This window comes from Streptomyces sp. NPDC046915 (genome assembly GCF_040644935.1).
GTDB lineage: Bacteria > Actinomycetota > Actinomycetes > Streptomycetales > Streptomycetaceae > Streptomyces.
This window is the reverse complement of the sequence record NZ_JBEYXB010000037.1, coordinates 1-20,841: the sequence shown is the minus strand read 5'-3', so window position 1 is coordinate 20,841 and position 20,841 is coordinate 1. Positions and strand designations below refer to the sequence as shown.

Below are 20,841 nucleotides of genomic sequence, written 5' to 3'. Positions count from 1 at the left end.
GCTCAGCCGGTCAGCTCACGCTCGATCCAGCGGCAGACGACGGCCACCACGTAGGCGCGCTCCGCGCGGCTCAGCTCCCGCCCCTTGGGGATTCCGTGCCAGCGCTGGAGGCAGCCGCGGCAGCACGTCGCGGTGGCGTGCTGGGCGACGAAGACCGGGTGCCCGCGGTACGGCGTCTGCCTGCCGTCCTTGTACGGCTCGGCCGGCGCCAGCCGCTTGGCGATCAGGTCGTGGGCGTGCCACCGCATCGTGGCCGGGCCACTCAGTTCCGCGGTGGCCCGGTCCCGCCCGCGCAGGTGGAACTTGGCCCGGAACGGCTGCCGCGCGATCGCGTCGAGCCGCTGGTCGAGCACGCGGGCCGGCGGATCGGGAATCGGGGAGTCCGGGGGAGAGGCCATGCTGCTGCGAGCATACGACGGCCGGGCCCGAGGCCGCCGAGACGCCACCCGGCCCCGCCACACGGAACATCGGCGCGGGGCGCGTGCGACGGGAAGCCGGCCACTCGGCCGGGGTGCGCGCCCGTCGGCGTGGGCGGGAGGTGCCTGCCGGGTGCCGCCACCGCCGCCCGCCACCGCCGGTCGGCGTCTGCGGGCGGTGCGGGCTGCGGGCGATGGCATCCTGTTCGGTCGGGGTGCGCCCCCAGGTGGTGCGGGCGAGAAGTGCCTGCCGGGCGCCGCGGCCGGCGCCGGCGCCCGCCGGACGGCGTCAGCCGACGATGCCGGGGCCCGACGGGACGTCCTCCGCGCCGCGCTGGTGCGGGATCGCCACCGAGCCCTGCTGGAGCGCGACCGTGCGGGCGGGCGCGGGGATGCGGATGCCCTCCTCGCGGTAGCGGCGGTGCAGACGCTTGATGAACTCGTGCTTGATCCGGTACTGGTCGCTGAACTCGCCGACGCCCAGGATGATCGTGAAGCCGATGCGGGAGTCGCCGAAGGTGTGGAAGCGGATGGCGGGCTCGTGGTCCGGGACGGCGCCGGTGACCTCGGTCATCGTCTCGGCGATGACCTCCGTGGTGACGCGCTCGACGTGGTCGAGGTCGCTGTCGTAGCTCACGCCCGCCTGTACCAGGATCGTCAGCCGCTGCTCGGGGCGGGTGTAGTTGGTCATGTTGCTCTTCGCCAGCTCGCCGTTGGGGACGACGACCAGGTTGTTGGAGAGCTGGCGGACCGTCGTCTGGCGCCAGTTGATGTCGACGACATAGCCCTCCTCGCCGGTGTTCAGCCGGATGTAGTCGCCGGGCTGCACGGTCTTGGAGGCGAGGATGTGGATGCCCGCGAAGAGGTTGGCGAGGGTGTCCTGGAGGGCCAGGGCGACCGCCAGACCGCCCACGCCGAGGGCGGTGAGCAGGGGCGCTATCGAGATGCCCAGCGTCTGGAGCACCACCAGGAAGCCGATCGCCAGGACCAGCACCCGGGTGATGTTGACGAAGATGGTGGCCGACCCGGCGACACCGGAGCGGGAGTGGGTGACGCTCTGCACGAGCCCGGCGATCACCCGGGCCGCGGACAGGGTCACCACGAAGATCAGCAGCACCTTCAGGCACTGGTTGGTGTGGTGCTGGACGGACCGGGTCAGCGGCAGCGCCGCCCCCGCACCGGCCGCGCCGGCCGCGATCGCCGCCCACGGCACCACCGTGCGCAGCGCGTCCACGATGACGTCGTCGCCGCTCCACTTGGTGCGCTTGGCGTGCCCCGCCAGCCAGCGCAGCAGGGTGCGGGAGGAGAAGGCCACCAGCAGGCCCGCCGCCAGGGCGATGCCCGCGAGGATCAGGTCGTCCAGGGTCAGCGCGCGGTTCACCGGTCACCTCCGGCGCGGGAAGCTGCGGCGAACGGCGTCGCCGGCGGCCCGGTGGGAAGACCGGTGTGAGGAATCGTCACGTTGTCACCTGCTCGTTTCCGGGATGTGCGGTCGCGCCCGCCGGTTGGACGTCGACGGCCGGCGCGACTTTTCATCCTGCCGTATCGGGAACGGCAGTTCGCACACGTGCGGCCCCTCAGCGCGAGAACGAGCCGTGTCGTCCCTCACCCTCGGCGAACCGGGCCGCTCCTTCCAGCGCCTCCGTCAGCACACCGGCTCCGTGCCGGAGTTCACCGCGCAGCGCGCTCTCCTCGTCCAGCCCCTCCTGCTCCAGCACCGACGCCCGGTCGGCGCGCAGGCAGGCCTGCGGGAATCGGGCGATGGACGCGGCGAGCTCCTCCGCCTCGGCGCGGGCCCGGCCGGTGGGGACGAGCCGGTTGGCCAGGCCCGCCTCGTGGGCCTCGCGGGCCGGCACCGGGCGGCCGGTGAGGATCATGTCCAGGGCGCGGCTCGTGCCGATCAGCCGGGGCAGCCGTACCGTGCCGCCGTCGACGAGCGGGACGCCCCAGCGGCGGCAGAACACGCCGAAGACGGCGTCCTCCTCGGCGACCCTGAGATCGCACCACAGGGCGAGCTCCAGGCCTCCCGCAACGGCGTGACCGGCGACCGCGGCGATCACCGGCTTGGACAGCCGCAGCCTGGTCGGGCCCATCGGGCCGTCCCCGTCCTCGGCGACCCGGTTGCCGCGCTCCGTACCCATCGCCTTCAGGTCCGCACCCGCGCAGAAGGTGCCGCCCTCGCCCCACAGCACGGCCACCCGCGCCTCGTCGTCGGCCTCGAACGCCCGGAACGCCGCCACGAGCCCGGCCGCGGTCGGACCGTCGACGGCGTTGCGGACCTCAGGGCGGGAGAGGACGACGGTGGTGACGTGTTCCTTGCGTTCCACGCGGACCGGCACGGGTGTGTCTCCTTCTGCCGTCGACTTGTCATGTCCGGCCGTGCTTGGCTCGGGAGGCCACTGTGCCATCCGGTTCGTCTCGCAGGAGGACATGTGAGGGAGAAGCTCGTCATTCTCATCGCCGCGGTCGTGTTCGTCGCAGGCATCGCCACCAGCGCGATCGCCATGAGCGGCGCAGGAGCCGACGCGAGGCCGTCGACGCCGGCCGTCCAGGGGTCCATCGGCGGCGGCTGCTGCTGAGCGGGAGCCGCCCGGCGGTGTCCCGGCCGTGGTCCGGGCCAGGTGGCCCGTGGGCGGCCGGGGCCCCCGCCTCGGATCGCCTTCAGCCGCACCGGCGCCCCGGCGTCGGGTGGGTTCGCCACGGGTGTGACCGTCGTGGGGGACCGGGACCGGGAGCGGGTGTGGCCCGGTGGTGTCCGTGGCCCAGGCGGGTCCGGGCCGGGTTCCGTCTCGGATCGCCTTCAGCCGCACCGGCGCCCCGGCGTCGGGTGGGTTCGCCACGGGTGTGACCGTCGTGGGGGACCGGGAGCGGGCGTGGCCCGGTGGTGTCCGTGGCCCAGGCGGGTCCGGGCCGGGTTCCGTCTCAGATCACTTTCAGCCGCACCAGCGCACCCAGCGTCAGCGCGCCGGGCAGCAGCGGGACCCAGACCGTGATGATCCGGTAGGCGAGGACGACCGCGGTGGCGACGGCCGCCGGGCCGCCCACCGCGACCAGGGCCACGATCAGTGCCGCCTCCACGGAGCCGATCCCGCCCGGCGTCGGCACCAGCGCCACCGCGACCGTCGCCGCCAGATAGGCCAGAGCCATGTGCGCGGCCGGCACCGGCAGCCCCAGCGACTGCCCCACCGCGGCCAGCCCGGCCGCCTGGAGCGCGGGGAACGCCAGCGAGCCGCCCCACAGGGCCAGCGCCCGGGCCGGCCGGGCGTGCACCGACCGCGCCTCGCCCAGCGCGGTCCGCACGAAGGAGAACGCGGCCGTGCGCAGCCGTCGTACGAGCAGCAGCACGGCCACCGCCAGCAGCAGCACGGCACCGACGGCCAGTAGCAGCGGGCCCAGCGCACCGCCGGGCAGCAGGCTGCCGAGCCGCAGCGCGTCCGGGAAGGCGATCAGCAGCGCCGTCAGCAGGACCAGCCGGCCCACGCACTCGGCCAGCAGGTACAGCGCGAGAGCCGCCGAGGAGCGGGCGAGCGGCACCCCGCACACGGTCATGAAACGCAGATTGACGGCGCTCGCGCCGAGCCCTGTCGGCAGCAGGTGATTGGCCGCCCCGGCCGCGAACTGGGTGGCCAGCAGCCGCCGTCTGGGCAGCGGCTGCACGACGGCGCCCTGCCGGGTGAAGGCGGCGGCGACCCAGGTCAGACAGGTGGCGCCGGCCGCCGCCAGCAGCCACGGCCAGGACGCCGTGCGCAGATGGCCGAAGCCCGCGGTGAGCACGGAGCGGTGCCGCACCGCGGCCACGGTGACCAGCAGGAGCGGGACCAGGCACAGGGCCTGGCGGACGGGGACGCGTCGGGGGAGTCGTCCCGGGCGGAGTTCGGGGAGTTGTACCGCTGTCACATCGCAAGAGGCTTTCCGCACCGCGCCAACGGCGGGTGGCGGAATCGGGACGGGCGGCTTACGGACGGGAAGCGGGTGAGGGGGAAGGTGCGGGGGAGGGGTCATCGGGTCCTTCGCGCGAGGGGACGGCGGGCGGGCATTGACCTCAACGATGCCTGAGGTTCTACGTTCTCTCCCATGAGCATGGAGACCACAGCGTGGACACAGCTGCACAGCGTGATGAACGCCCAGGCGGAGCGCCGCCCCTTCGACCGCCGGACCCTGCGGCGCATCGCCGCCTTCGCCCGCCCGCACCGCCGCCGCATCGTATGGTTCGTGCTGCTCGGGGTGGTGACCGCGCTGCTCGCCGTCGCGACCCCCGTGCTCGCCGGCCACGTCGTCGACGCGATCGTGACGCACGGCGACGAGCACACGGTCGTACGCCTGGCCGTGCTCATCGCGCTGATCGCCGTCGCCGAGGCCGCCCTCGGGATCCTCGGCAGACGGCTGTCGTCGACGCTCGGGGAAGCGCTCATCCTCGATCTGAGAACGGCTGTGTTCGATCATGTGCAGCGCATGCCGGTCGCGTTCTTCACACGTACTCGTACGGGAGCGCTCGTCTCCCGACTCAACAACGACGTCATCGGCGCCCAGCGGGCCTTCAGCAACACCCTGTCCGGCGTCGTCAGCAACATCGTCACACTGCTGCTCACCCTCGCCGTCATGCTCACCCTGTCCTGGCAGATCACCCTGCTCGCACTCGTGCTGCTGCCGGTGTTCGTGGTGCCCGCCCGCCGCATGGGCAGCCGGATGGCCCGTATGCAGCGGGAGGCGGCCGCCCTCAACGCGGCGATGGGCACCCGGATGACCGAGCGTTTCTCCGCCCCCGGCGCCACCCTGGTCAAGCTGTTCGGCCGCCCGGAGGAGGAGTCGGCCGAGTTCACGGCCCGGGCCGCCCGGGTGCGGGACATCGGCGTCCGCACGGCGACCGCCCAGTCGGCGTTCATCACCGCCCTCACCCTGGTGTCGTCCCTGGCCCTCGCCCTGGTCTACGGCCTCGGCGGCTGGTTCGCGCTGCGCGGCCACCTGGAGCCCGGCGCGGTCGTGTCGCTGGCGCTGCTGCTGACCCGGCTGTACGCCCCGCTCACCGCGCTCGCCGGGGCCCGCGTCGAAGTGATGTCCGCTCTCGTCAGCTTCGAGCGGGTCTTCGAAGTGCTCGACCTCGAGCCGCTCATCCAGGAGAAGCCGGACGCCCGTGAGGTCCCCGAGGGCCCGGTGGCGGTCGAGTTCGACGGCGTCCGCTTCGGCTACCCGTCCGCCGACAAGGTCTCCCTCGCCTCCCTGGAGGAGGTCGCCGCCCTCGACGCCCGCGGCGGCAGCCCGGTGCTGCACGGCGTCACCTTCCGCGCCGAACCGGGGCAGACCGTCGCCCTCGTCGGCTCCTCCGGCGCCGGCAAGTCGACCATCGCCCAGCTGCTGCCACGCCTGTACGACGTCGACGAGGGCGCCGTCCGGGTCGGCGGCGTCGACGTACGGGACCTGACCGCGACCTCCCTCAGGGCCACCCTCGGCATGGTCACCCAGGACGGCCACCTCTTCCACGACACCGTCCGGGCCAACCTGCTGCTGGCCCGCCCCGGGGCGAGCGACGACGAACTCTGGGACGCGCTCGGCCGCGCCCGCCTCGACGTCGTCGTACGGTCCCTGCCCGACGGCCTGGACACCGTGGTCGGCGAGCGCGGCTACCGCCTCTCCGGCGGCGAGCGGCAGCGGATGACCATCGCCCGGCTGCTGCTGGCCCGGCAGCGCGTCGTCATCCTCGACGAGGCCACCGCCCACCTGGACAACACCTCCGAGGCCGCCGTCCAGGAGGCCCTGACCGAAGCCCTCAGGGACCGCACCGCCCTCGTGATCGCCCACCGCCTGTCCACCGTCCGCGCCGCCGACCTGATCCTCGTCGTCGAGGCCGGCGGCATCGTGGAACGGGGCACGCACGACGAACTCCTGGCGGCCGGCGGGCGATACGCACAGCTGTACCGCACCCAGTTCGAACAGAAGCGGGACGTCGCGCCCGAGACCGCGCCCGAGACCGCGCCCGAAACCGAGACCGGGACCGAGGGGGCCGCCGAGGTGGTGGCCGGGGCGTGACCTGCGGTCGGCAGGGCACCCGAGGAGGCGCCGAGAACCGACGGAACGACCCCTCCCGGGAGGCAGACACCGTGTCGAAAGCGCAGATCGGAAGTGCCGTGGCCACACTCGTCCTGATCGCGGGAGCAGCGGCCTGCGGCAGCGACGACGGCTCCGCGGCGGGCGGCGACGCCAAGGGCGGCGCGAGTACGACGCCCAAGGCCGAGGCCGTACGGGACGCCTACCGCAAGACCGTGGCCGCGGACACCGCGCGGATGACGGTGAGCACCAAGGCGGTCGCCGACGGACAGGCCGTCACCGCGCACGGCACCGGCCTGGTCGACCTGAAGGAGGGCGCCAGCCGGATGACGCTCACCTCACAGGGCACCGAGATCGAGCAGCGCGTCGTCGACGGGGTCGTCTACCAGAAGCCGTCCGGCGGACAGAAGGGGGGCGTCGTGCCGGGCGGGAAGACCTGGATGAAGATCGACCTCGCCCGGCTGGCCCGGTCCGGATCCGCGGGCCGGTCCCAGTTCAGCGACCCCGCCCAGCCGCTGCGCTACCTCAAGGGCGTCGGCTCCGGCAGCGTCGCCCGCGCCGGCGCCGAGACCGTCGACGGCACCGCCACCACCCGCTACCGCGTGGCGGTGCCCGTGTCGGCGCTGGCGTCCGGCAACGCCGGCCAGGCCGCGGAACTCCGCCGCCAGCTGGGCAGGTCCTCCCTGCCGTTGGACGTGTGGCTGGACGGTCAGGGCCGTCTGCGCCAGGAGCGCGTCCGCCTCGCCCTGCACCCGCTCAAGGACCGGGCGCCCGGGCAGCGCGACACCCAGGTGGTGAGCAGCACCGTCCTGAAGTTCGCCGACTTCGGCACGAAGGTGGACGTCGCGGCGCCGCCCGCCTCGGACACCGCCGACGTCACCGGCCGGCTGACGCAGTCCGGCGGCCCCACGCAGTCCGGCTGACCCCGGTCCGGGCCTCCCCGGGGTGCCGGAACGTGTCAGCTGTCGCAGCCTGGATACGCGGTCAACCACGGCAGCACGGCGCGTCCGGAAGGTCATCCACACCATGGACAGTCACGACGAGACCCCCGACGCCGGGGCGGGCCCCGAGCCGCCCGCGCTCCCCGCCCCGTACCGCTCGGAAATCACCCTCCGTGTCAACGGGAAACCCCGCACCCTCCTCGTCGACCACCGGCGCGCCCTGCTCGACCTGCTGCGCGAGGACCTCGACCTCACCGGCGCCAAGAAGGGCTGCGACCACGGCCAGTGCGGGGCCTGCACGGTCCTGGTCGACGGGCGCCGCGTCAACAGCTGCCTGCTGCTCGCCGTGGCCCTCGACGGCAGCGAGGTCACCACCGTCGAGGGCCTCGCGGGCGACGGCGAGGAACCGCACCCCCTCCAGCGGGCCTTCCTGGACCGCGACGCCTTCCAGTGCGGGTACTGCACACCGGGCCAGATCTGCTCCGCCGTGGGCGCCCTGGCCGAGGCCGCCGCCGGTCACCCCTCGCACGTCACCGACCCGGCGGCCCCCTCCGGCCGGCCCGTGCCGCTGGACCGGGCCGAGATCCGCGAGCGGCTCAGCGGCAACCTCTGCCGCTGCGGGGCCTACCCGCGCATCGTCGACGCCGTGGAGGACGTGAACCAGTGAAGCCCTTCGCCTACGTACGGGCCCGCAGCGTCGAGGAGGCGGTCGAGGCGTACACCGCGCACCCCGGCGCCCAGTACCTCGGCGGCGGCACCAACCTCGTCGACCTGATGAAACTCGGCGTGGCCCGGCCCGCCGCCCTCGTGGACGTCGGCCGCCTGCCCCTGGACACGGTTCAGGAGCTCGACGACGGCTCACTGCGCGTCGGCGCCACGGTCCGCAACAGCGACCTCGCCGCCCACCCGCTGGTCCGCGACCGCTACCCCGCCCTGTCCCAGGCCCTGCTCGCGGGCGCCTCCGGCCAGCTGCGCAACGCCGCCACCACCGGCGGCAACCTGCTCCAGCGCACCCGCTGCCCCTACTTCCAGGACCTCTCCAAGCCGTGCAACAAACGCGACCCGGGCTCCGGCTGCGGCGCCCGCGACGGCGTGCACCGCGACCACGCCGTCCTCGGCCACTCCCCGCAGTGCATCGCCACCAACCCCTCCGACATGTCCGTCGCCCTGTCCGCCCTCGACGCCCGCGTCGAGCTGTACGGCACCGACGGCACCCGGAGCGTGCCGGTGGCCGAGTTCCACCGGCTGCCCGGCGACCACCCGGAGCGGGACACCGAGATCCGGCCCGGCGAACTGATCACCTCCGTCGTGCTCCCGGCCGCCACCGCCAAAGCGCCCTCCGCCTACCGCAAGGTCCGCGACCGCGCCTCGTACGCCTTCGCGCTCGCCTCCGTCGCCGTGCTGCTGCGGGTGGCGGACGGCAGGGTCAGCCAGATCGGCCTGGCCTTCGGCGGGCTGGCGCACCGGCCCTGGCGGGCCCGGCTGGCCGAGGAGGCCCTGCTCGGCGCCGCCGCCACCCCGCCCGCCTTCGAGGGCGCCGTCGACCTCGAACTCGACGCCGCCGAGCCCCTGCGCGACAACGCCTACAAGGTGCCCCTCGCCCACAACCTCGCCCTGGAGGTCCTGGGCCGCCTCGCGCCGGCGCCCGTGGGGAGCTGAACCGGTATGCCACAGGAGGACACCATGGCCCGCACCGGCCCCGCCCTGGGTGCCCCGGCCGAGCGCCGGGAAGGCCGGGAGAAAGTCACCGGCCAGGCCCGCTACGCCGCCGAGCACCGCCTGCCGGGCCGCGCCCACGCCTGGCCCGTGCCCGCCACGATCGCCCGCGGCCGGATCATCGCGATCGACACGGTCGCCGCCCGGGAGGTCCCCGGCGTCCTGGACGTGCTCACCCACGAGAACGCCCCCCGGCTCACCGAACCGGAGGACGCCACCCTCGCCGTGCTCCAGAACCCCGGGGTGCCGCACCGGGGCTGGTTCGTCGCCCTGGTCGTCGCCGACACCCCGGAGGCGGCCCGCGCCGGCGCCCGGGCCGTCCTGGTCACGTACGACACCGAGGAGTACGACGTCACGCTCCGGCCGGAACACCCCGACGCCTACGAACCCGAGGAGGCCAACGGCGGCTACCCCGGCCGCACCGAACACGGCCACCCGGACGGCGCCTTCGCCGCCGCACCCGTCCGCGTCGACACCGAGTACCGGGTGCCGCCACTGCACAACCACCCCATGGAGCCGCACGCCAGCACCGCGCACTGGGACCGGGCCCGCGACAAGCTCACCGTGTACAACTCCAGCCAGGGCGGCACCACCGTCCGCTCCGTGCTCGCCGGACTGTTCGACATGCCCGAGGACCACGTCACCGTCGTCGCCGAACACGTCGGCGGAGGCTTCGGCTCCAAGGGCACCCCGCGCCCCGACGTCGTCCTGGCCGCGATGGCCGCACGCCACACCGGGCGGCCCGTGACCGTCAACCTGCCGCGCAAGTACCTGGCCGCCGTGGTCGGCCACCGCGCCCCCACCCTGCACCGGCTGCGCCTCGGAGCCACCGCCGACGGCCGACTGACCACCGTCATGCACGAGGCGACCACCTATACCTCCCACGTCCGGGAGTTCGTCGAGCAGGCGGCGGTCCCGGCGCGGGTCATGTACGCCGCCCCGCACCTGCTGACCGTCCACCGGGTCGTCCCGCTGGACGTGCCCAGCCCGTCCTGGATGCGCGCACCCGGCGAGGCGCCCGGTATGTACGCCCTGGAGTCCGCGATGGACGAACTCGCCTACGCGCTCGGCGAGGACCCGGTGGAGCTGCGGATCCTCAACGAACCCGACAGCGAACCCGACAGCGGCAAGCCGTTCAGCAGCCGGCACCTCGTGGAGTGCCTGCGGGACGGCGCCCGGCGCTTCGACTGGGCGCACCACGCCCCGCGCCCCCACGCCCGCTCCGAGGGGGACCTGCTGGTCGGCACCGGCGTGGCCGCGGCGACCTACCCCTTCCTGGTCTTCCCGTCCACCGCGGCGGCCCACGCGCTGCCGGACGGCACCTTCCTCGTGCGGGTGAACGCCGCCGACATCGGCACCGGCTCCCGTACCGTGCTCGCGCAGGTGGCGGCCGACGCGCTCGGCGTACCGCTGGAGCGGGTACGGACCGAGGTCGGCAACAGCGACCTGCCGTCCGCGTCGCTCGCCGGCGGTTCCTCCGGCACCGCCTCCTGGGGCTGGGCCGTGCACGCCGCGTGCGCCCGGCTCGCCGGCCGCCTGGCCGGGCGCACCGGGCCGCTGCCCGACACCGGCCTCGTCGAACGGGCGGACACCACCGGCCGCGCCGGCCTGGACGAGGGCTATGCGCGCCACGCCTTCGGCGCCCACTTCGCCGAGGCCGCCGTCGACACCGTCACCGGCGAGGTCCGGGTGCGCCGGCTGCTCGGCGTGTACGCGGCCGGGAGGATCCTCAACGCCCGTACCGCGCGCTCCCAGTTCGTCGGCGGCATGACCATGGGGCTCGGCATGGCGCTCACCGAGGGCAGCACCATGGACGCGGCCTTCGGCGACTTCACCGAGTCCGACCTCGCCTCCTACCACGTGCCGGCGCACGCCGACGTCCCCGACATCGAGGCGCACTGGATCGAGGAGGACGACCCCCACCTCAACCCGATGGGCAGCAAGGGCATCGGTGAGATCGGCATCGTCGGCACCGCCGCCGCCATCGGCAACGCCGTCCACCACGCCACCGGCATCCGCTTCCGTGAACTGCCCCTCACACCGGACCGGGTGCTGACCGGCCTGTTGGGACTCTGAGGGCTGCCGCGCTCTACTGTCGCGCTCCAGTACGAGTACGATGATCCCTGTCGAAATGCCATGTCAAGGGCCTGAGAGTGGGTTCACAGGTGGATGCATCGGGCAAGCAGCGGCCCACGATGGCGGATGTCGCCGCGAAGGCGGGCGTGTCCCGGGCGCTCGTCTCGATCGTGTTCCGCAACCAGCCGGGGGCGAGCGAGGAGACCCGGGAGCGGGTGCTGCGGGTCGCCGACGAGATCGGTTACCGCCCCGACAGCGCGGCCCGGCTGCTGGCCCGGGGGCGCAGCCGCACGCTGGGCGTGATGTTCACCGTGCAGCAGACCTTCCACACCAACCTCATCGAGGGCATCTACCCGGAGGCCGAACGCCTCGGCTACGAGGTCCTGCTGTCCGGCGCCACCCAGGGACGCAGCGAGGAGAAGGCCGTCGAGGCGCTGCTCAGCCACCGCTGCGAGGCGGTGATCCTGCTCGGCTCCTTCGCCGAGCCCGCCCTCCTCCACGAACTGGGGAGCCGCACGGTCGCCGTCTCGGTCAGCCGCCGGGTCCCCCACGCCCACGTGGACTTCGTGCACTCCGCCGAGGGCAAGGGCGTACGGCAGGCGATGGACCACCTCGTCGAGCTCGGGCACCGCCGGATCGTGCACATCGACGGCGGGCACGGCCCCGGCTCGGCCGAGCGGCGGCGCGCCTACCGCGCGGCGATGCGCCGCCACGGACTGGAATCCGAGGCCCGGGTGATCCCCGGCGATCACACGGAGGAGTCCGGCATCGACACCGGCCGTCTCCTGCTGGCGGAGCGCGAGGAGGGGCGGCCACTGCCGACGGCGGTCCTCGCGGGCAACGACCGTAGCGCGATGGGCCTGTTGATGTCCCTGACCCGGGCCGGTGTCGAGGTCCCGCGCGACCTGTCCGTCGTCGGATACGACGACAGCCACCTCTCCCACCTCATGCCGATCGGCCTGACCACGGTCCGTCAGGACGCGGGGCTCATGGCGGAGCACGCGGTGCGGTTCGCCGTGCAGCGGCTGGAGAACGCCGGCCTGGAACCGCGGGAGGCGGTCGTGGATCCGAAACTGGTGATCCGGGGCACCAGCGGGCCGCCGCCGGCCGGCGCGGCCTGAGGCCTCAGGGGGTACCGAGCAGTTCTTCCGGCTCTCCGGCTCGCCTCTCGCCGGGGAAGACGATGCCGCGGGCATGCTCAGACCTCCGGGACCTGGACGGCGACGGTGCGGCCCCCGTCCTTCATGGAAGCGATGACGGCCTCGGCCACCGCGCCCGCGACGAGCCCGTCGTGTGCCGTGGCCAGGGGTGAGGGACCACCGGTGGCGACGGCGTCGGTCCAGGCCTGGAGTTCGAGGCGGTAGGCGTCGGCGAACCGGGGGCGCCAGTCGGCGGGGTAGCCGAGGGAGCGGGCCCGGACCGAATCGGTGACGAGGCGCGCGGGGTTGGTGAGGGCCAGCGCGCCCTGCTCGCCGACCACCTCGCAGCGGATGCCGTAGCCGTAGCCGGCGTTGAGGAACACCTCGACGGTGGTCAGCGCGCCGTCGGCGGTGCGCAGCAGCATCAGGTGCGGGTCCCGCAGACCGGACACCGCCGTCGTGGCACGGGCCGCGTGCCAGCTGACCTCGGTGACCGGGGAGCCGAGCAGCCAGGGAACGGTGTCGAACTCGTGGATCGCCGACCCGGTGACGCTGAATTCGTCCGTGGCTCCAGGAGCGGAGGAGACGCCTCGGCTGACACAGTGCAGCAGCAGTGGCGCTCCGCAGGCACCGGCGGCCAGGGCCTGTCTCAGTTCCACGTACGCGGGGTCGAAGCGGCGCATGAAGCCCAGCGAGACCAGCCCCCCGCCGGCCCGCCGCTCCTCGCGCACCACGCGGACGCATTCGGCCGCGTGGGGGCGAGCGGCTTCTCGCACAGCGCGGGCTTACCGGCCCTCACGGCCGCGACGAACAGCTCGGCATGGGTGCTGTCGTGCGAGGCGACCACGACCGCGTCGACCTCCGGGTCGGCGATCACGGCATACGGATCGCCGGTGGCGCGGGCGTCGGGGAGCGCACCGGCGACATCGGTGGCCCGCTCCTCGTCGATGTCGGCGACCACGGTGACCAACGCCCCGGACACATGACGGTGCAGAGTGTTCACGTGGTCGGCGCCCATGTTGCCCGCGCCGATCACCCCTATGCGTACGGCGTTCATGCCAGGCTCACCCATGCTCCGGCTCCATCAGGCGGTGCCGCCCGGGCGCCGGGTTCCGGTGAGGCCGCAGGCGGCGAGGTGTTCGCGGGTGCTGATGGCGATGGGCAGTGGTACGTCGGGGGCGCAGGGGTAGAGGTCCTGCTCGACGATGACGAACAACTCGGCGTCCAGTGTGGAGAGTTCGGTGATGATGTCGGCCGGGTTGGGCACGCCGGCCGGGGGAGACACGCATACGCCGCGCTTGACGGCTTCGCCGAAGGAGAGGTCCTCGGCGGTGACTTGGGCGAGGATCTCGGGGTCCATCTGTTTGATGTGGACGTAGCCGACGCGTTCGCCGTGGCGGCGGATGAGGTCGAGGTTGTCGCCGCCGCCGTAGGCGACGTGTCCGGTGTCCAGGCAGAGGTTGGTGTAGCGGGAGTCGGACTCGTTGAGGAGCCGTTCGATCTCGGGCTGGGTCTGGATGTGGCTGTCGGCGTGGGGGTGGACGACGAGGCGTACGTCGTACTCGTCGAGGAGCAGCTTGCCCAGCCGGTCGGCGGCCTTGCCGAAGCCCGCCCACTGCTCCGCCGTCAGCACCGGTGACTCGGTGAAGGCACCGCTCTTCTCGTCGCGGTACATGGGCGGGATGAGGACGAGGTGGTGGGCGCCGGCGGCGGCGGTGAGGGTGGCGACCCGGCGGACGTGGGCGAGCATGTCGTCCCAGGCCTCGGGGCGGTGCAGGGCGCCGAAGGCGGTGCCGCCGGAGACCTTCAGGCCGCGGGCGTCGAGTTCTTCCTTCAGCCGCTGGGGGTCGGTGGGGAGGTAGCCGTACGGGCCGAGCTCCAGCCACTGGTAGCCGGCCGTGGCGAGTTCGTCGAGGAAGCGGGTGTGCGGCACCTGGTGCTCGTCCTGGGGGAACCAGACGCCCCAGGAGTCGGGGGCGGAGCCCAGACAGAGGTTGCCGACGGTGGTGCGCAGCGGGGTGGGCGCCGTTGCCATGAGGTGTCCTTCGGGCAGGGGACCGAGTTCAGCTGGAGGTGGGGAAGTCGAAGCCGGCGTCGACCTGCTGCTTGGGCTGCGGCCAGCGGGTGGTGACGACCTTGGGGCGGGTGTAGAAGCGGATGCCTTCGGGGCCGTGGATGGGGTTGTCGCCGATGAGGGAGTCCTTCCAGCCGCCGAAGGAGTAGTAGGACATCGGGACCGGCACGGGGACGTTGATGCCGATCATGCCGACCTTGATGGTGCGCTGGAAGCGGCGGGCGGCTTCGCCGGAGGCGGTGAACAGGGCGGTGCCGTTGCCGTAGGGGTTGGCGTTGATCACGTCGATGGCCTCGTCGAGGGTGTCCACCCGGAGGATCGCCAGGACCGGGCCGAACAGCTCCTCCTTGTACGCCGCCATCTCGGTGGTGACGTGGTCGAGGAGGGAGGGACCGGTGAAGAAGCCGTCCTCGTGGCCGTCGATCTTCAGCCCACGCCCGTCGACGACGATGGTCGCGCCCTGCGTGGCGGCCGTGCCGACCGCGTTCTCCACCCGTTCCTGGGCGGCCTTGGTGACCAGCGGCCCCATCTCGGTGCCCGGCCGGTCGCCGGGGCCCACCTTCACCTCGCGGGCCTTGCGCTCCAGCACCTCCACCAGACCGTCGGCCGCGGCACCCACGGCCACCGCGACGGAGACGGCCATGCAGCGTTCACCCGCGGAGCCGTAGGCGCCGGAGGTGATGTGGTTGGCGGCGAACTCGAGGTCGGCGTCGGGGAGGACGACGGCGTGGTTCTTGGCGCCGCCGAGGGCCTGGACGCGCTTGCCGTGGGCGGTGGCCTGCTCGTGGACGTACTTCGCGATCGGCGTCGAGCCGACGAAGGAGACCGCCTCGATGCCGGGGTGGGTGAGGATCGCGTCGACCGCGTCCTTGCCGCCGTGGACGACGTTGAAGACGCCGTCCGGGAGTCCGGCCTGACGGTAGAGGGCGGCGACGAAGTTGGCGGCCGAGGGGTCACGCTCGGACGGCTTGAGGATGAAGGTGTTGCCGGTGGCGATCGCGATCGGGTGCATCCACAGCGGCACCATCGCCGGGAAGTTGAAGGGCGTGATGCCCGCGACGACACCCAGCGGCTGGCGGAAGTTGTGCACGTCGACGCCGCGGGAGACCTGGTCGGAGAAGGAGCCCTTGAGGACGTCGCCGAGGCCGCAGGCGAACTCGACGACCTCCCGGCCGCGGGTGATCTCGCCGCGGGCGTCGTCGACGGTCTTGCCGTGCTCGGCGGAGATGATCCGGCCGAGTTCCTCCTCGTGTTCGACGAGGAGCTGGCGGAAGGCGAACATCACCTGGGTGCGCTGCGTCAGCGACGACTCCGACCACGTCTCGAAGGCGCGGGCGGCGGCCTCGACCGCGGCATCCACATCGGCCGCACCGCCGAGGACGACCCGGGCCTGCTCCTGGCCGGTGGCCGGGTTGAAGACGGGCTGGGTCCGCGGGGCGGCGCCGTCCGCGGGGGAGCCGTTGATCCAGTGCTGAATGGTCTTCACGTTGAGGGGTTTCCTTACAGGTAGTGCCGCTGGGCGCGCTTGTGGTCGGCGTACGTCTCGTACGCGCCTCGGGTGGTGTCGAGGGCGGAGGTCCGGCTGACGGGGACGTCCCACCAGCCGTGGCCGGGCGGGTTGGGTCCGTAGAGGTCGGTTTCGACGTGGACGACGGTGGTGCGGCCGGCGGCCTTGGCCTTCTCCATCGCCGCCCGGAACTCCTCGACGGAGGCGGCGTGCAGGACGTCGGCGCCGAGGGAGGAGGCGTTGGCGGCGAGGTCGACGGGCAGGACCTCGCCGTCGAGCCGGCCCGAATCACCGTTGCGATAGAGGTACTTGGTGCCGAACCGCTGCGAGCCGAGCGACTCCGACAGGGCGCCGATGGAGGCGAAGCCGTGGTTCTGGACCAGCACGATGATGACCTTCAGGCCCTCCGAGACCATGGTGACGATCTCCTGCGCCATCATGAGGTAGGAGCCGTCGCCGACGAGGACGACGACCTCGCGGGAGGGGTCGGCCATCTTCGCCCCGACGCCGGCGGCGACCTCGTAGCCCATGCAGGAGTAGGCGTACTCGACGTGGTAGGCCTTCGGGTCCCTCGCCCGCCACAGCTGTTGCAGGTCACCGGGCATGGAGCCGGCCGCGTTGATGACCACGGCCCGGTCGTCGAGGACGGCGTTGAGCGCGCCGAGGATCTCGGTCTGGGCCGGCAACGGACCGTGCCCGGCGTTGAAGCAGGCCTCCTCGATCTCCCGTGTCCGGGCGATCAGTTCGCGCGTGCGCTGTCGGTAGGAGGGGTCGACCTCCCAGTCCGTCAGCGCTCCGGCGAGGGCCTGGATGCCGAGCCGGGCGTCGGCGACCAGTGGCTCCGCCGAGTGCTTGACGGCGTCGAGGCGGGCGACGTTGAGGTTGACGAAGGTGACCTCGGGGTTGCCGAAGACGGTGTGACTGGCGGTCGTGAAATCGCTGTACCGGGTGCCGATGCCGAGGACGACATCGGCGTCCTTCGCCAGTTCGTCGGCCGCGTAGGAGCCGGTGGAGCCGATCCCGCCGACCGCGTACGGGTGGTCCCAGGGGACGGCGCCCTTGCCGGCGTGGGTGTCGGCGACCGGGATGCCCGTGGCCTCGGCGAAGGCCCGTAGCGCGGTCTCGGCGCCTGAATAGACGGCTCCGCCGCCCGCCACGATCAGCGGCTTCTTCGCATTCCGCAGCAGTCGCGCGGCCCGCTCCACGGCGGCGGGTTCCGGCACCGGGCGGCCCACGTGCCAGACCCGGCGGCGGAAGAAGGACACGGGCCAGTCGTAGGCCTCGGCCTGCACGTCCTGCGGCAGCGCGAGGGTGACCGCGCCGGTCTCCACCGGATCGGTCAGCACCCGCATCGCCGCCAGCGCGGCCGGGATGAGCTGCTCGGGACGGGAGATGCGGTCGAAGTACTTCGACACGGCGCGGAAGGCGTCGTTGACGGTGACGTCCCCGCCACGCGTGTCCTCCAGCTGCTGGAGCACCGGGTCGGCGACGCGGGTGGCGAACATGTCGGACGGCAGCAGCAGTACCGGCAGCCGGTTGGTCGTGGCCAGCGCCGCACCCGTGATCATGTTCGTGGAGCCCGGCCCGGTAGACGCCGTGCAGGCGAAGGCCGCGAGCCGGTCGCGCATCTTGGCGTAGGCGACCGAGGCGTGGACCATGCCCTGCTCGTTGCGGGCCAGGTAGTAGGGCAGGTCGGCCTCGCCGGTCGTGGCGGCCTGGAGCAGTGCCTGCCCGATGCCGGCGACGTTGCCGTGGCCGAAGATGCCCCAGACGCCGGGGACGAGGCGCTGTTCCTGGCCGTCGCGCTCGCTGTACTGGGCGGCCAGGAAGCGGACCAGGGCCTGGGCGGTGGTGAGTCTGATCGTTTCCATCACTCGGTCTCCTCGGCGCCGAAGGGCAGCCGGTCGTCGACGTCCTGCGAGTCCCAGGTGCCGCGGACCCAGCCGTGGGCGGGGTCGTCGCAGATCAGCCAGGCCCGGTCCTGACCGGGGCCCGCCATGACGTTGAGGTAGTACAGGTCGTAGCCGGGCGCGGCGATGGAGGGGCCGTGCCAGCCGTGCGGGATGAGGACGGTGTCGCCGGAGCGGACCTCCGCGAGCACGTCGATCGGCCGGTCGTGGGTGCCGTACACGCGCTGGTAGGCGAAGCCGCCGTCACCCTGGACCTGGAAGTAATAGATCTCCTCCAGCTCCGACTCCACCCCGGGCCGCGCCTCGTCGTGCTTGTGCGGCGGGTACGACGACCAGTTGCCGCCGGGCGTGAGCACCTCGCACACCAGCAGCTGCTCGGCCTCGAAGGTGCCGGGCAGGCAGTAGTTGTTGACCTGCCGCGAGCACGCGCCCGCACCCCGCAGTTCGACGGGCACGTCCTCCTTGCGCCCGTACCGGGCCGGGAGGCCGCTTCGCCCGGTACGGGCGCAGGGCAGCGCGAACCGTCCGCCGGACACGCTGCTGATGACGGCCTCCGACTCGCGGGGGAGGTACGCGAAGTCGGTGACCGAGGCGAACACACCGGGCCGGCCGCAGAGTTCGAAGCTCTGTCCGTCGACGCCGACCGTGCACGCGCCGGCCAGGGGCAGGACCAGGAACTCGGAGTCCCCGGTGGACAGGGTGTGCGCCTCGCCCGGCTTCAGGGTCAGGATCCTGAGGCCGGAGTATCCCCAGCCCGCCGACTCGGGCGTGACCAGGAGGTCGTAGGGGCCGTCGGCCGAAGTCCCGGCCGGGAGGTGGTACTTGCTCGTGTCCGTCACAGCAGGCTCACCGCCTTGTCCACCGCACCGGCCACGTCGCCGTTGGACGGGTAGAGCAGCGAGCGGCCCACGACCAGCCCCTGTGCGGTGGGCAGCTTGAGTGCCTTGCCCCAGGACGCGAACGCCGCCCCCGCATCCTTCACCTCACCGCCCAGCAGCAGCGCGGGAAGGGTGGAGGAGGCCAGGACCCGCGCCATGTCCTTGACGACCGGCAGCTTCAGCCAGGTGTAGGCGCTCCGGCGGCCCAGCCCCGAGGCGATCGTGACCGACTTGACGACGGCGTCCGTCGAGAGGTCGTTGCGGACCTTCCCGTCCTGCCACACCGAGATGAACGGCTCGACCATGGCGATGAGCCGGCGGTCGTTCAGTTCATTGACGGCCCGCGCCGTCTCGGTCAGGGCGGTCGGGGTGGCCGGGTCGTCGAGGGCGATACGGGTGAGCATCTTGCCGCCGTCGAAGCCCATGGCGGCGATGGTCTCGGCGTCGTAGCCGGTGAACCGGTCGTCGATCTCGAAGGTGGAGCCCGCGAGGCCGGCGCGGTTCATGGAGCCGAAGACGCTCTTGCCGTCCAGGACGCCGAGCAGCAGCAGGTCTTCGAGGATGTCGGCGGTGGCCAGCACCCCGGTCACACCCGGCCGCTCCAGCGCGATGCACAGGCGGTCCAGCAGTTCGAAGCGGTCGGCCATCGCGGTGGGGTGCGCGCCGACGCCGTTGGCGCCGCGTGCGGGGTGGTCCGCGGCGATGATCATCGCCTTGCCGTGCTCGCCGAGCAGCGAGGTGGCCTTCACCCGGCGGGCGGCCGCGGCCGGGATGGCGCCGGGGTCGCCCACCCGGGCGGACACGATCCGGCTCACGTTGTCGGACAGCACGTCGTCAGGCCTTTCGTTCGGTCGAGGCAGGGGCTGCCTCGCGGAGCTTGGTGGTGACCTCGGCCTCGGTGGGCATGGCGTCGGAGCAGGCCAGCCGGCCCGCGACGATGGCACCGGCGGCATTGGCGAACGCGACCGCGCGGTGGGTGTCCCAGCCGGACAGCAGCCCGTGGCACAGCGCCCCGCCGAACGCGTCCCCGGCACCGAGTCCGTTGACCACGTCCACCGCGACCGGCGGGATCTCGGCCACGGAGCCGTCCCGGTCCACCGCCAGCACACCCCTGGGCCCCTGCTTGACCACCGCCAGCTCCACCCCGGCGGCCAGCAGCGCCTTCGCCGCCGCCAGCGGCTCACGCTCACCGGTGGCGACCTCGCACTCGTCGAGGTTGCCGACGGCTACCGTGGTGTGGCTCAGGGCCTCCGTGTAATACGCCCGCGCCTCGGCCGGATCCGGCCAGAACATCGGCCGCCAGTCCAGGTCGAACACGGTCGTTCCCGCCCTCGCCCGGTGCTCCAGCGCGGCCAGCGTCGCCGCCCGGCTCGGCTCCTCGCTCAGACCGGTGCCGGTCATCCAGAACACCGCCGCGTCCCGGACCGCGTCCACGTCCAGCTCATCGGGCTGAATGTCCAGGTCAGGAGCCTTCGGCAGGCGGTAGAAGTACAGCGGGAAGTCGTCCGGCGGGAAGATCTCGCAGAACGTCACCGGCGTCGGCGCGATGTCCGACGTCCCCACGAAACGGGCGTCGACGCCGTACCCCTCCAGCGCGGAGCGCACGAAGTCCCCGAACGGGTCCCGGCCCGTCTTCGTGATCACGGCGGCGGAGCGGCCGTGACGGGCGGCGGCCACCGCCACATTCGTCGGGCTGCCGCCGAGGTACTTGCCGAACGAGGTGACCTCCGCCAGCCCCACACCCGTCTGGAGCGGATACACGTCCACCCCCACCCGGCCCATGGTCAGCACATCGAACGGCGTCATGCTGGTTTCCCTTCGGGGTAAAGCGCTTTAAAGACGCCCTCGAACCTACGGCGAGCTAAATGTCATGTCAATACTTTGTACGGACGTTTGGCTCGGCTAGTCGGCCAGGTACTCGTTGATCTTTTCGCGCATGAACACGGAGGACTCCTTGGCGCGCTCCTCCCAGGCGAAGACGCAGGCGGTGAGGGTGCCGTCGAAGCCGTGGGCGCGCAGTGCGCGGAAGAGTTCGTCGAAGTCGACCTCGCCCTGGCCGATGTCGAGGTGCTGGTGGATGCGGGCGGGGGTGCCGGGTGGGTTGAGGATGTAGCGGTTGCCGGAGGAGGCGGTGTGGTCGAG

General features: G+C 72.8%; 20 protein-coding genes. 7 read left to right on the top strand and 13 right to left on the bottom strand.

The window, feature by feature from the left end:
- Window positions 1-2: 2 nt before the first annotated feature.
- The 3 genes from ABZ915_RS46125 to ABZ915_RS46115 form a co-directional block, all read right to left on the bottom strand.
- Window positions 3-398: a DUF4186 domain-containing protein gene (locus tag ABZ915_RS46125; RefSeq protein WP_361816656.1), complete on the bottom strand. Its 396-nt coding sequence runs from the start codon at window positions 396-398 to the stop codon at window positions 3-5.
- 307 nt (window positions 399-705) lie between these two features.
- On the bottom strand, window positions 706-1,797 hold the full coding sequence (locus ABZ915_RS46120) for a mechanosensitive ion channel family protein (protein WP_361816653.1): 1,092 nt from the start codon (window positions 1,795-1,797) through the stop codon (window positions 706-708).
- A 196-nt stretch (window positions 1,798-1,993) separates the two neighbouring features.
- A complete protein-coding gene (locus tag ABZ915_RS46115) occupies window positions 1,994-2,755 on the bottom strand; it encodes a crotonase/enoyl-CoA hydratase family protein (protein ID WP_361816650.1) in 762 nt (253 codons plus the stop codon).
- Between the two features lie 93 nt (window positions 2,756-2,848).
- Here ABZ915_RS46115 and ABZ915_RS46110 point away from each other — a divergent pair, with 93 nt between their 5' ends.
- Window positions 2,849-2,995: a hypothetical protein gene (locus ABZ915_RS46110; RefSeq protein ID WP_361816647.1), complete on the top strand. Its 147-nt coding sequence runs from the start codon at window positions 2,849-2,851 to the stop codon at window positions 2,993-2,995.
- A gap of 343 nt (window positions 2,996-3,338) precedes the next feature.
- Here ABZ915_RS46110 and ABZ915_RS46105 read toward each other — a convergent pair whose 3' ends face one another.
- Window positions 3,339-4,313 carry a lysylphosphatidylglycerol synthase transmembrane domain-containing protein gene (locus ABZ915_RS46105; protein WP_361816644.1) on the bottom strand — a complete coding sequence of 325 codons (975 nt, stop codon included), beginning with the start codon at window positions 4,311-4,313 and terminating at the stop codon, window positions 3,339-3,341.
- Window positions 4,314-4,496: 183 nt separating this feature from the next.
- Here ABZ915_RS46105 and ABZ915_RS46100 point away from each other — a divergent pair, with 183 nt between their 5' ends.
- The 6 genes from ABZ915_RS46100 to ABZ915_RS46075 all read left to right on the top strand — a co-directional run bounded on the left by ABZ915_RS46100 (window position 4,497) and on the right by ABZ915_RS46075 (window position 12,312).
- Window positions 4,497-6,440, top strand: coding sequence for an ABC transporter ATP-binding protein (locus ABZ915_RS46100; protein ID WP_361816759.1), 1,944 nt, complete (start codon window positions 4,497-4,499; stop codon window positions 6,438-6,440).
- Between the two features lie 71 nt (window positions 6,441-6,511).
- Window positions 6,512-7,381: a hypothetical protein gene (locus tag ABZ915_RS46095; RefSeq protein ID WP_361816641.1), complete on the top strand. Its 870-nt coding sequence runs from the start codon at window positions 6,512-6,514 to the stop codon at window positions 7,379-7,381.
- A 103-nt stretch (window positions 7,382-7,484) separates the two neighbouring features.
- Window positions 7,485-8,066 (top strand): 2Fe-2S iron-sulfur cluster-binding protein, encoded by a 582-nt coding sequence (locus ABZ915_RS46090; RefSeq protein WP_361816638.1) that lies wholly within the window; start codon window positions 7,485-7,487, stop codon window positions 8,064-8,066.
- Window positions 8,063-9,058: a xanthine dehydrogenase family protein subunit M gene (locus ABZ915_RS46085; protein WP_361816635.1), complete on the top strand. Its 996-nt coding sequence runs from the start codon at window positions 8,063-8,065 to the stop codon at window positions 9,056-9,058. The genes ABZ915_RS46090 and ABZ915_RS46085 overlap by 4 nt, the downstream gene beginning before the upstream one ends.
- Before the next feature lie 6 nt (window positions 9,059-9,064).
- Entirely contained in the window at window positions 9,065-11,191 is a 2,127-nt protein-coding gene (locus ABZ915_RS46080) for a xanthine dehydrogenase family protein molybdopterin-binding subunit (RefSeq protein WP_361816632.1), read from the top strand.
- Between the two features lie 119 nt (window positions 11,192-11,310).
- Window positions 11,311-12,312 (top strand): LacI family DNA-binding transcriptional regulator, encoded by a 1,002-nt coding sequence (locus ABZ915_RS46075; protein ID WP_361816630.1) that lies wholly within the window; start codon window positions 11,311-11,313, stop codon window positions 12,310-12,312.
- A gap of 77 nt (window positions 12,313-12,389) precedes the next feature.
- On the opposite strand, the gene ABZ915_RS46070 is transcribed toward ABZ915_RS46075, so the two are convergent.
- From ABZ915_RS46070 to ABZ915_RS46030, 9 genes are all read right to left on the bottom strand, one after another.
- The gene (locus tag ABZ915_RS46070; RefSeq protein ID WP_361816628.1) at window positions 12,390-13,013 is read right to left on the bottom strand and encodes a Gfo/Idh/MocA family oxidoreductase; all 624 of its coding nucleotides are present in this window, start codon (window positions 13,011-13,013) and stop codon (window positions 12,390-12,392) included.
- Complete coding sequence (locus ABZ915_RS46065; RefSeq protein ID WP_361816625.1) at window positions 12,980-13,402, bottom strand: Gfo/Idh/MocA family oxidoreductase; 423 nt, start codon at window positions 13,400-13,402, stop codon at window positions 12,980-12,982. The genes ABZ915_RS46070 and ABZ915_RS46065 overlap by 34 nt, the downstream gene beginning before the upstream one ends.
- 12 nt (window positions 13,403-13,414) lie before the next feature.
- A complete protein-coding gene (locus ABZ915_RS46060; RefSeq protein ID WP_361816622.1) occupies window positions 13,415-14,365 on the bottom strand; it encodes a TIM barrel protein in 951 nt (316 codons plus the stop codon).
- 28 nt (window positions 14,366-14,393) lie between these two features.
- Window positions 14,394-15,890, bottom strand: a complete 1,497-nt coding sequence (locus ABZ915_RS46055; RefSeq protein WP_361816619.1) for a CoA-acylating methylmalonate-semialdehyde dehydrogenase — start codon at window positions 15,888-15,890, stop codon at window positions 14,394-14,396.
- Between the two features lie 14 nt (window positions 15,891-15,904).
- The gene (iolD, locus tag ABZ915_RS46050) at window positions 15,905-17,782 is read right to left on the bottom strand and encodes a 3D-(3,5/4)-trihydroxycyclohexane-1,2-dione acylhydrolase (decyclizing) (protein WP_361816616.1); all 1,878 of its coding nucleotides are present in this window, start codon (window positions 17,780-17,782) and stop codon (window positions 15,905-15,907) included.
- Window positions 17,782-18,660, bottom strand: coding sequence for a 5-deoxy-glucuronate isomerase (gene iolB / locus ABZ915_RS46045; RefSeq protein ID WP_361816613.1), 879 nt, complete (start codon window positions 18,658-18,660; stop codon window positions 17,782-17,784). Before iolB ends, iolD begins: the two co-directional genes overlap by 1 nt.
- Complete coding sequence (locus ABZ915_RS46040) at window positions 18,657-19,529, bottom strand: aldolase (RefSeq protein ID WP_361816610.1); 873 nt, start codon at window positions 19,527-19,529, stop codon at window positions 18,657-18,659. The genes iolB and ABZ915_RS46040 overlap by 4 nt, the downstream gene beginning before the upstream one ends.
- A gap of 4 nt (window positions 19,530-19,533) precedes the next feature.
- Window positions 19,534-20,505, bottom strand: coding sequence for a 5-dehydro-2-deoxygluconokinase (iolC, locus tag ABZ915_RS46035; protein WP_361816607.1), 972 nt, complete (start codon window positions 20,503-20,505; stop codon window positions 19,534-19,536).
- 96 nt (window positions 20,506-20,601) lie between these two features.
- The coding region (locus tag ABZ915_RS46030; RefSeq protein WP_361816604.1) for a TIM barrel protein at window positions 20,602-20,841 on the bottom strand (240 nt) is incomplete at its 5' end.

Excerpts from the sequence above, each read along its gene's own strand:
- ABZ915_RS46125 (WP_361816656.1), bottom strand. The coding sequence starts at position 398 with ATGGCCTCTCCCCCGGACTCCCCGATTCCCGATCCGCCGGCCCGCGTG.
- ABZ915_RS46100 (WP_361816759.1), top strand. The coding sequence starts at position 4,497 with ATGGAGACCACAGCGTGGACACAGCTGCACAGCGTGATGAACGCCCAG.
- ABZ915_RS46090 (WP_361816638.1), top strand. The coding sequence starts at position 7,485 with ATGGACAGTCACGACGAGACCCCCGACGCCGGGGCGGGCCCCGAGCCG.
- ABZ915_RS46080 (WP_361816632.1), top strand. The coding sequence starts at position 9,065 with ATGCCACAGGAGGACACCATGGCCCGCACCGGCCCCGCCCTGGGTGCC.
- ABZ915_RS46075 (WP_361816630.1), top strand. The coding sequence starts at position 11,311 with ATGGCGGATGTCGCCGCGAAGGCGGGCGTGTCCCGGGCGCTCGTCTCG.
- ABZ915_RS46070 (WP_361816628.1), bottom strand. The coding sequence starts at position 13,013 with ATGCGCCGCTTCGACCCCGCGTACGTGGAACTGAGACAGGCCCTGGCC.
- ABZ915_RS46065 (WP_361816625.1), bottom strand. The coding sequence starts at position 13,402 with ATGGGTGAGCCTGGCATGAACGCCGTACGCATAGGGGTGATCGGCGCG.
- ABZ915_RS46060 (WP_361816622.1), bottom strand. The coding sequence starts at position 14,365 with ATGGCAACGGCGCCCACCCCGCTGCGCACCACCGTCGGCAACCTCTGT.
- iolD (WP_361816616.1), bottom strand. The coding sequence starts at position 17,782 with ATGGAAACGATCAGACTCACCACCGCCCAGGCCCTGGTCCGCTTCCTG.
- iolC (WP_361816607.1), bottom strand. The coding sequence starts at position 20,505 with ATGACGCCGTTCGATGTGCTGACCATGGGCCGGGTGGGGGTGGACGTG.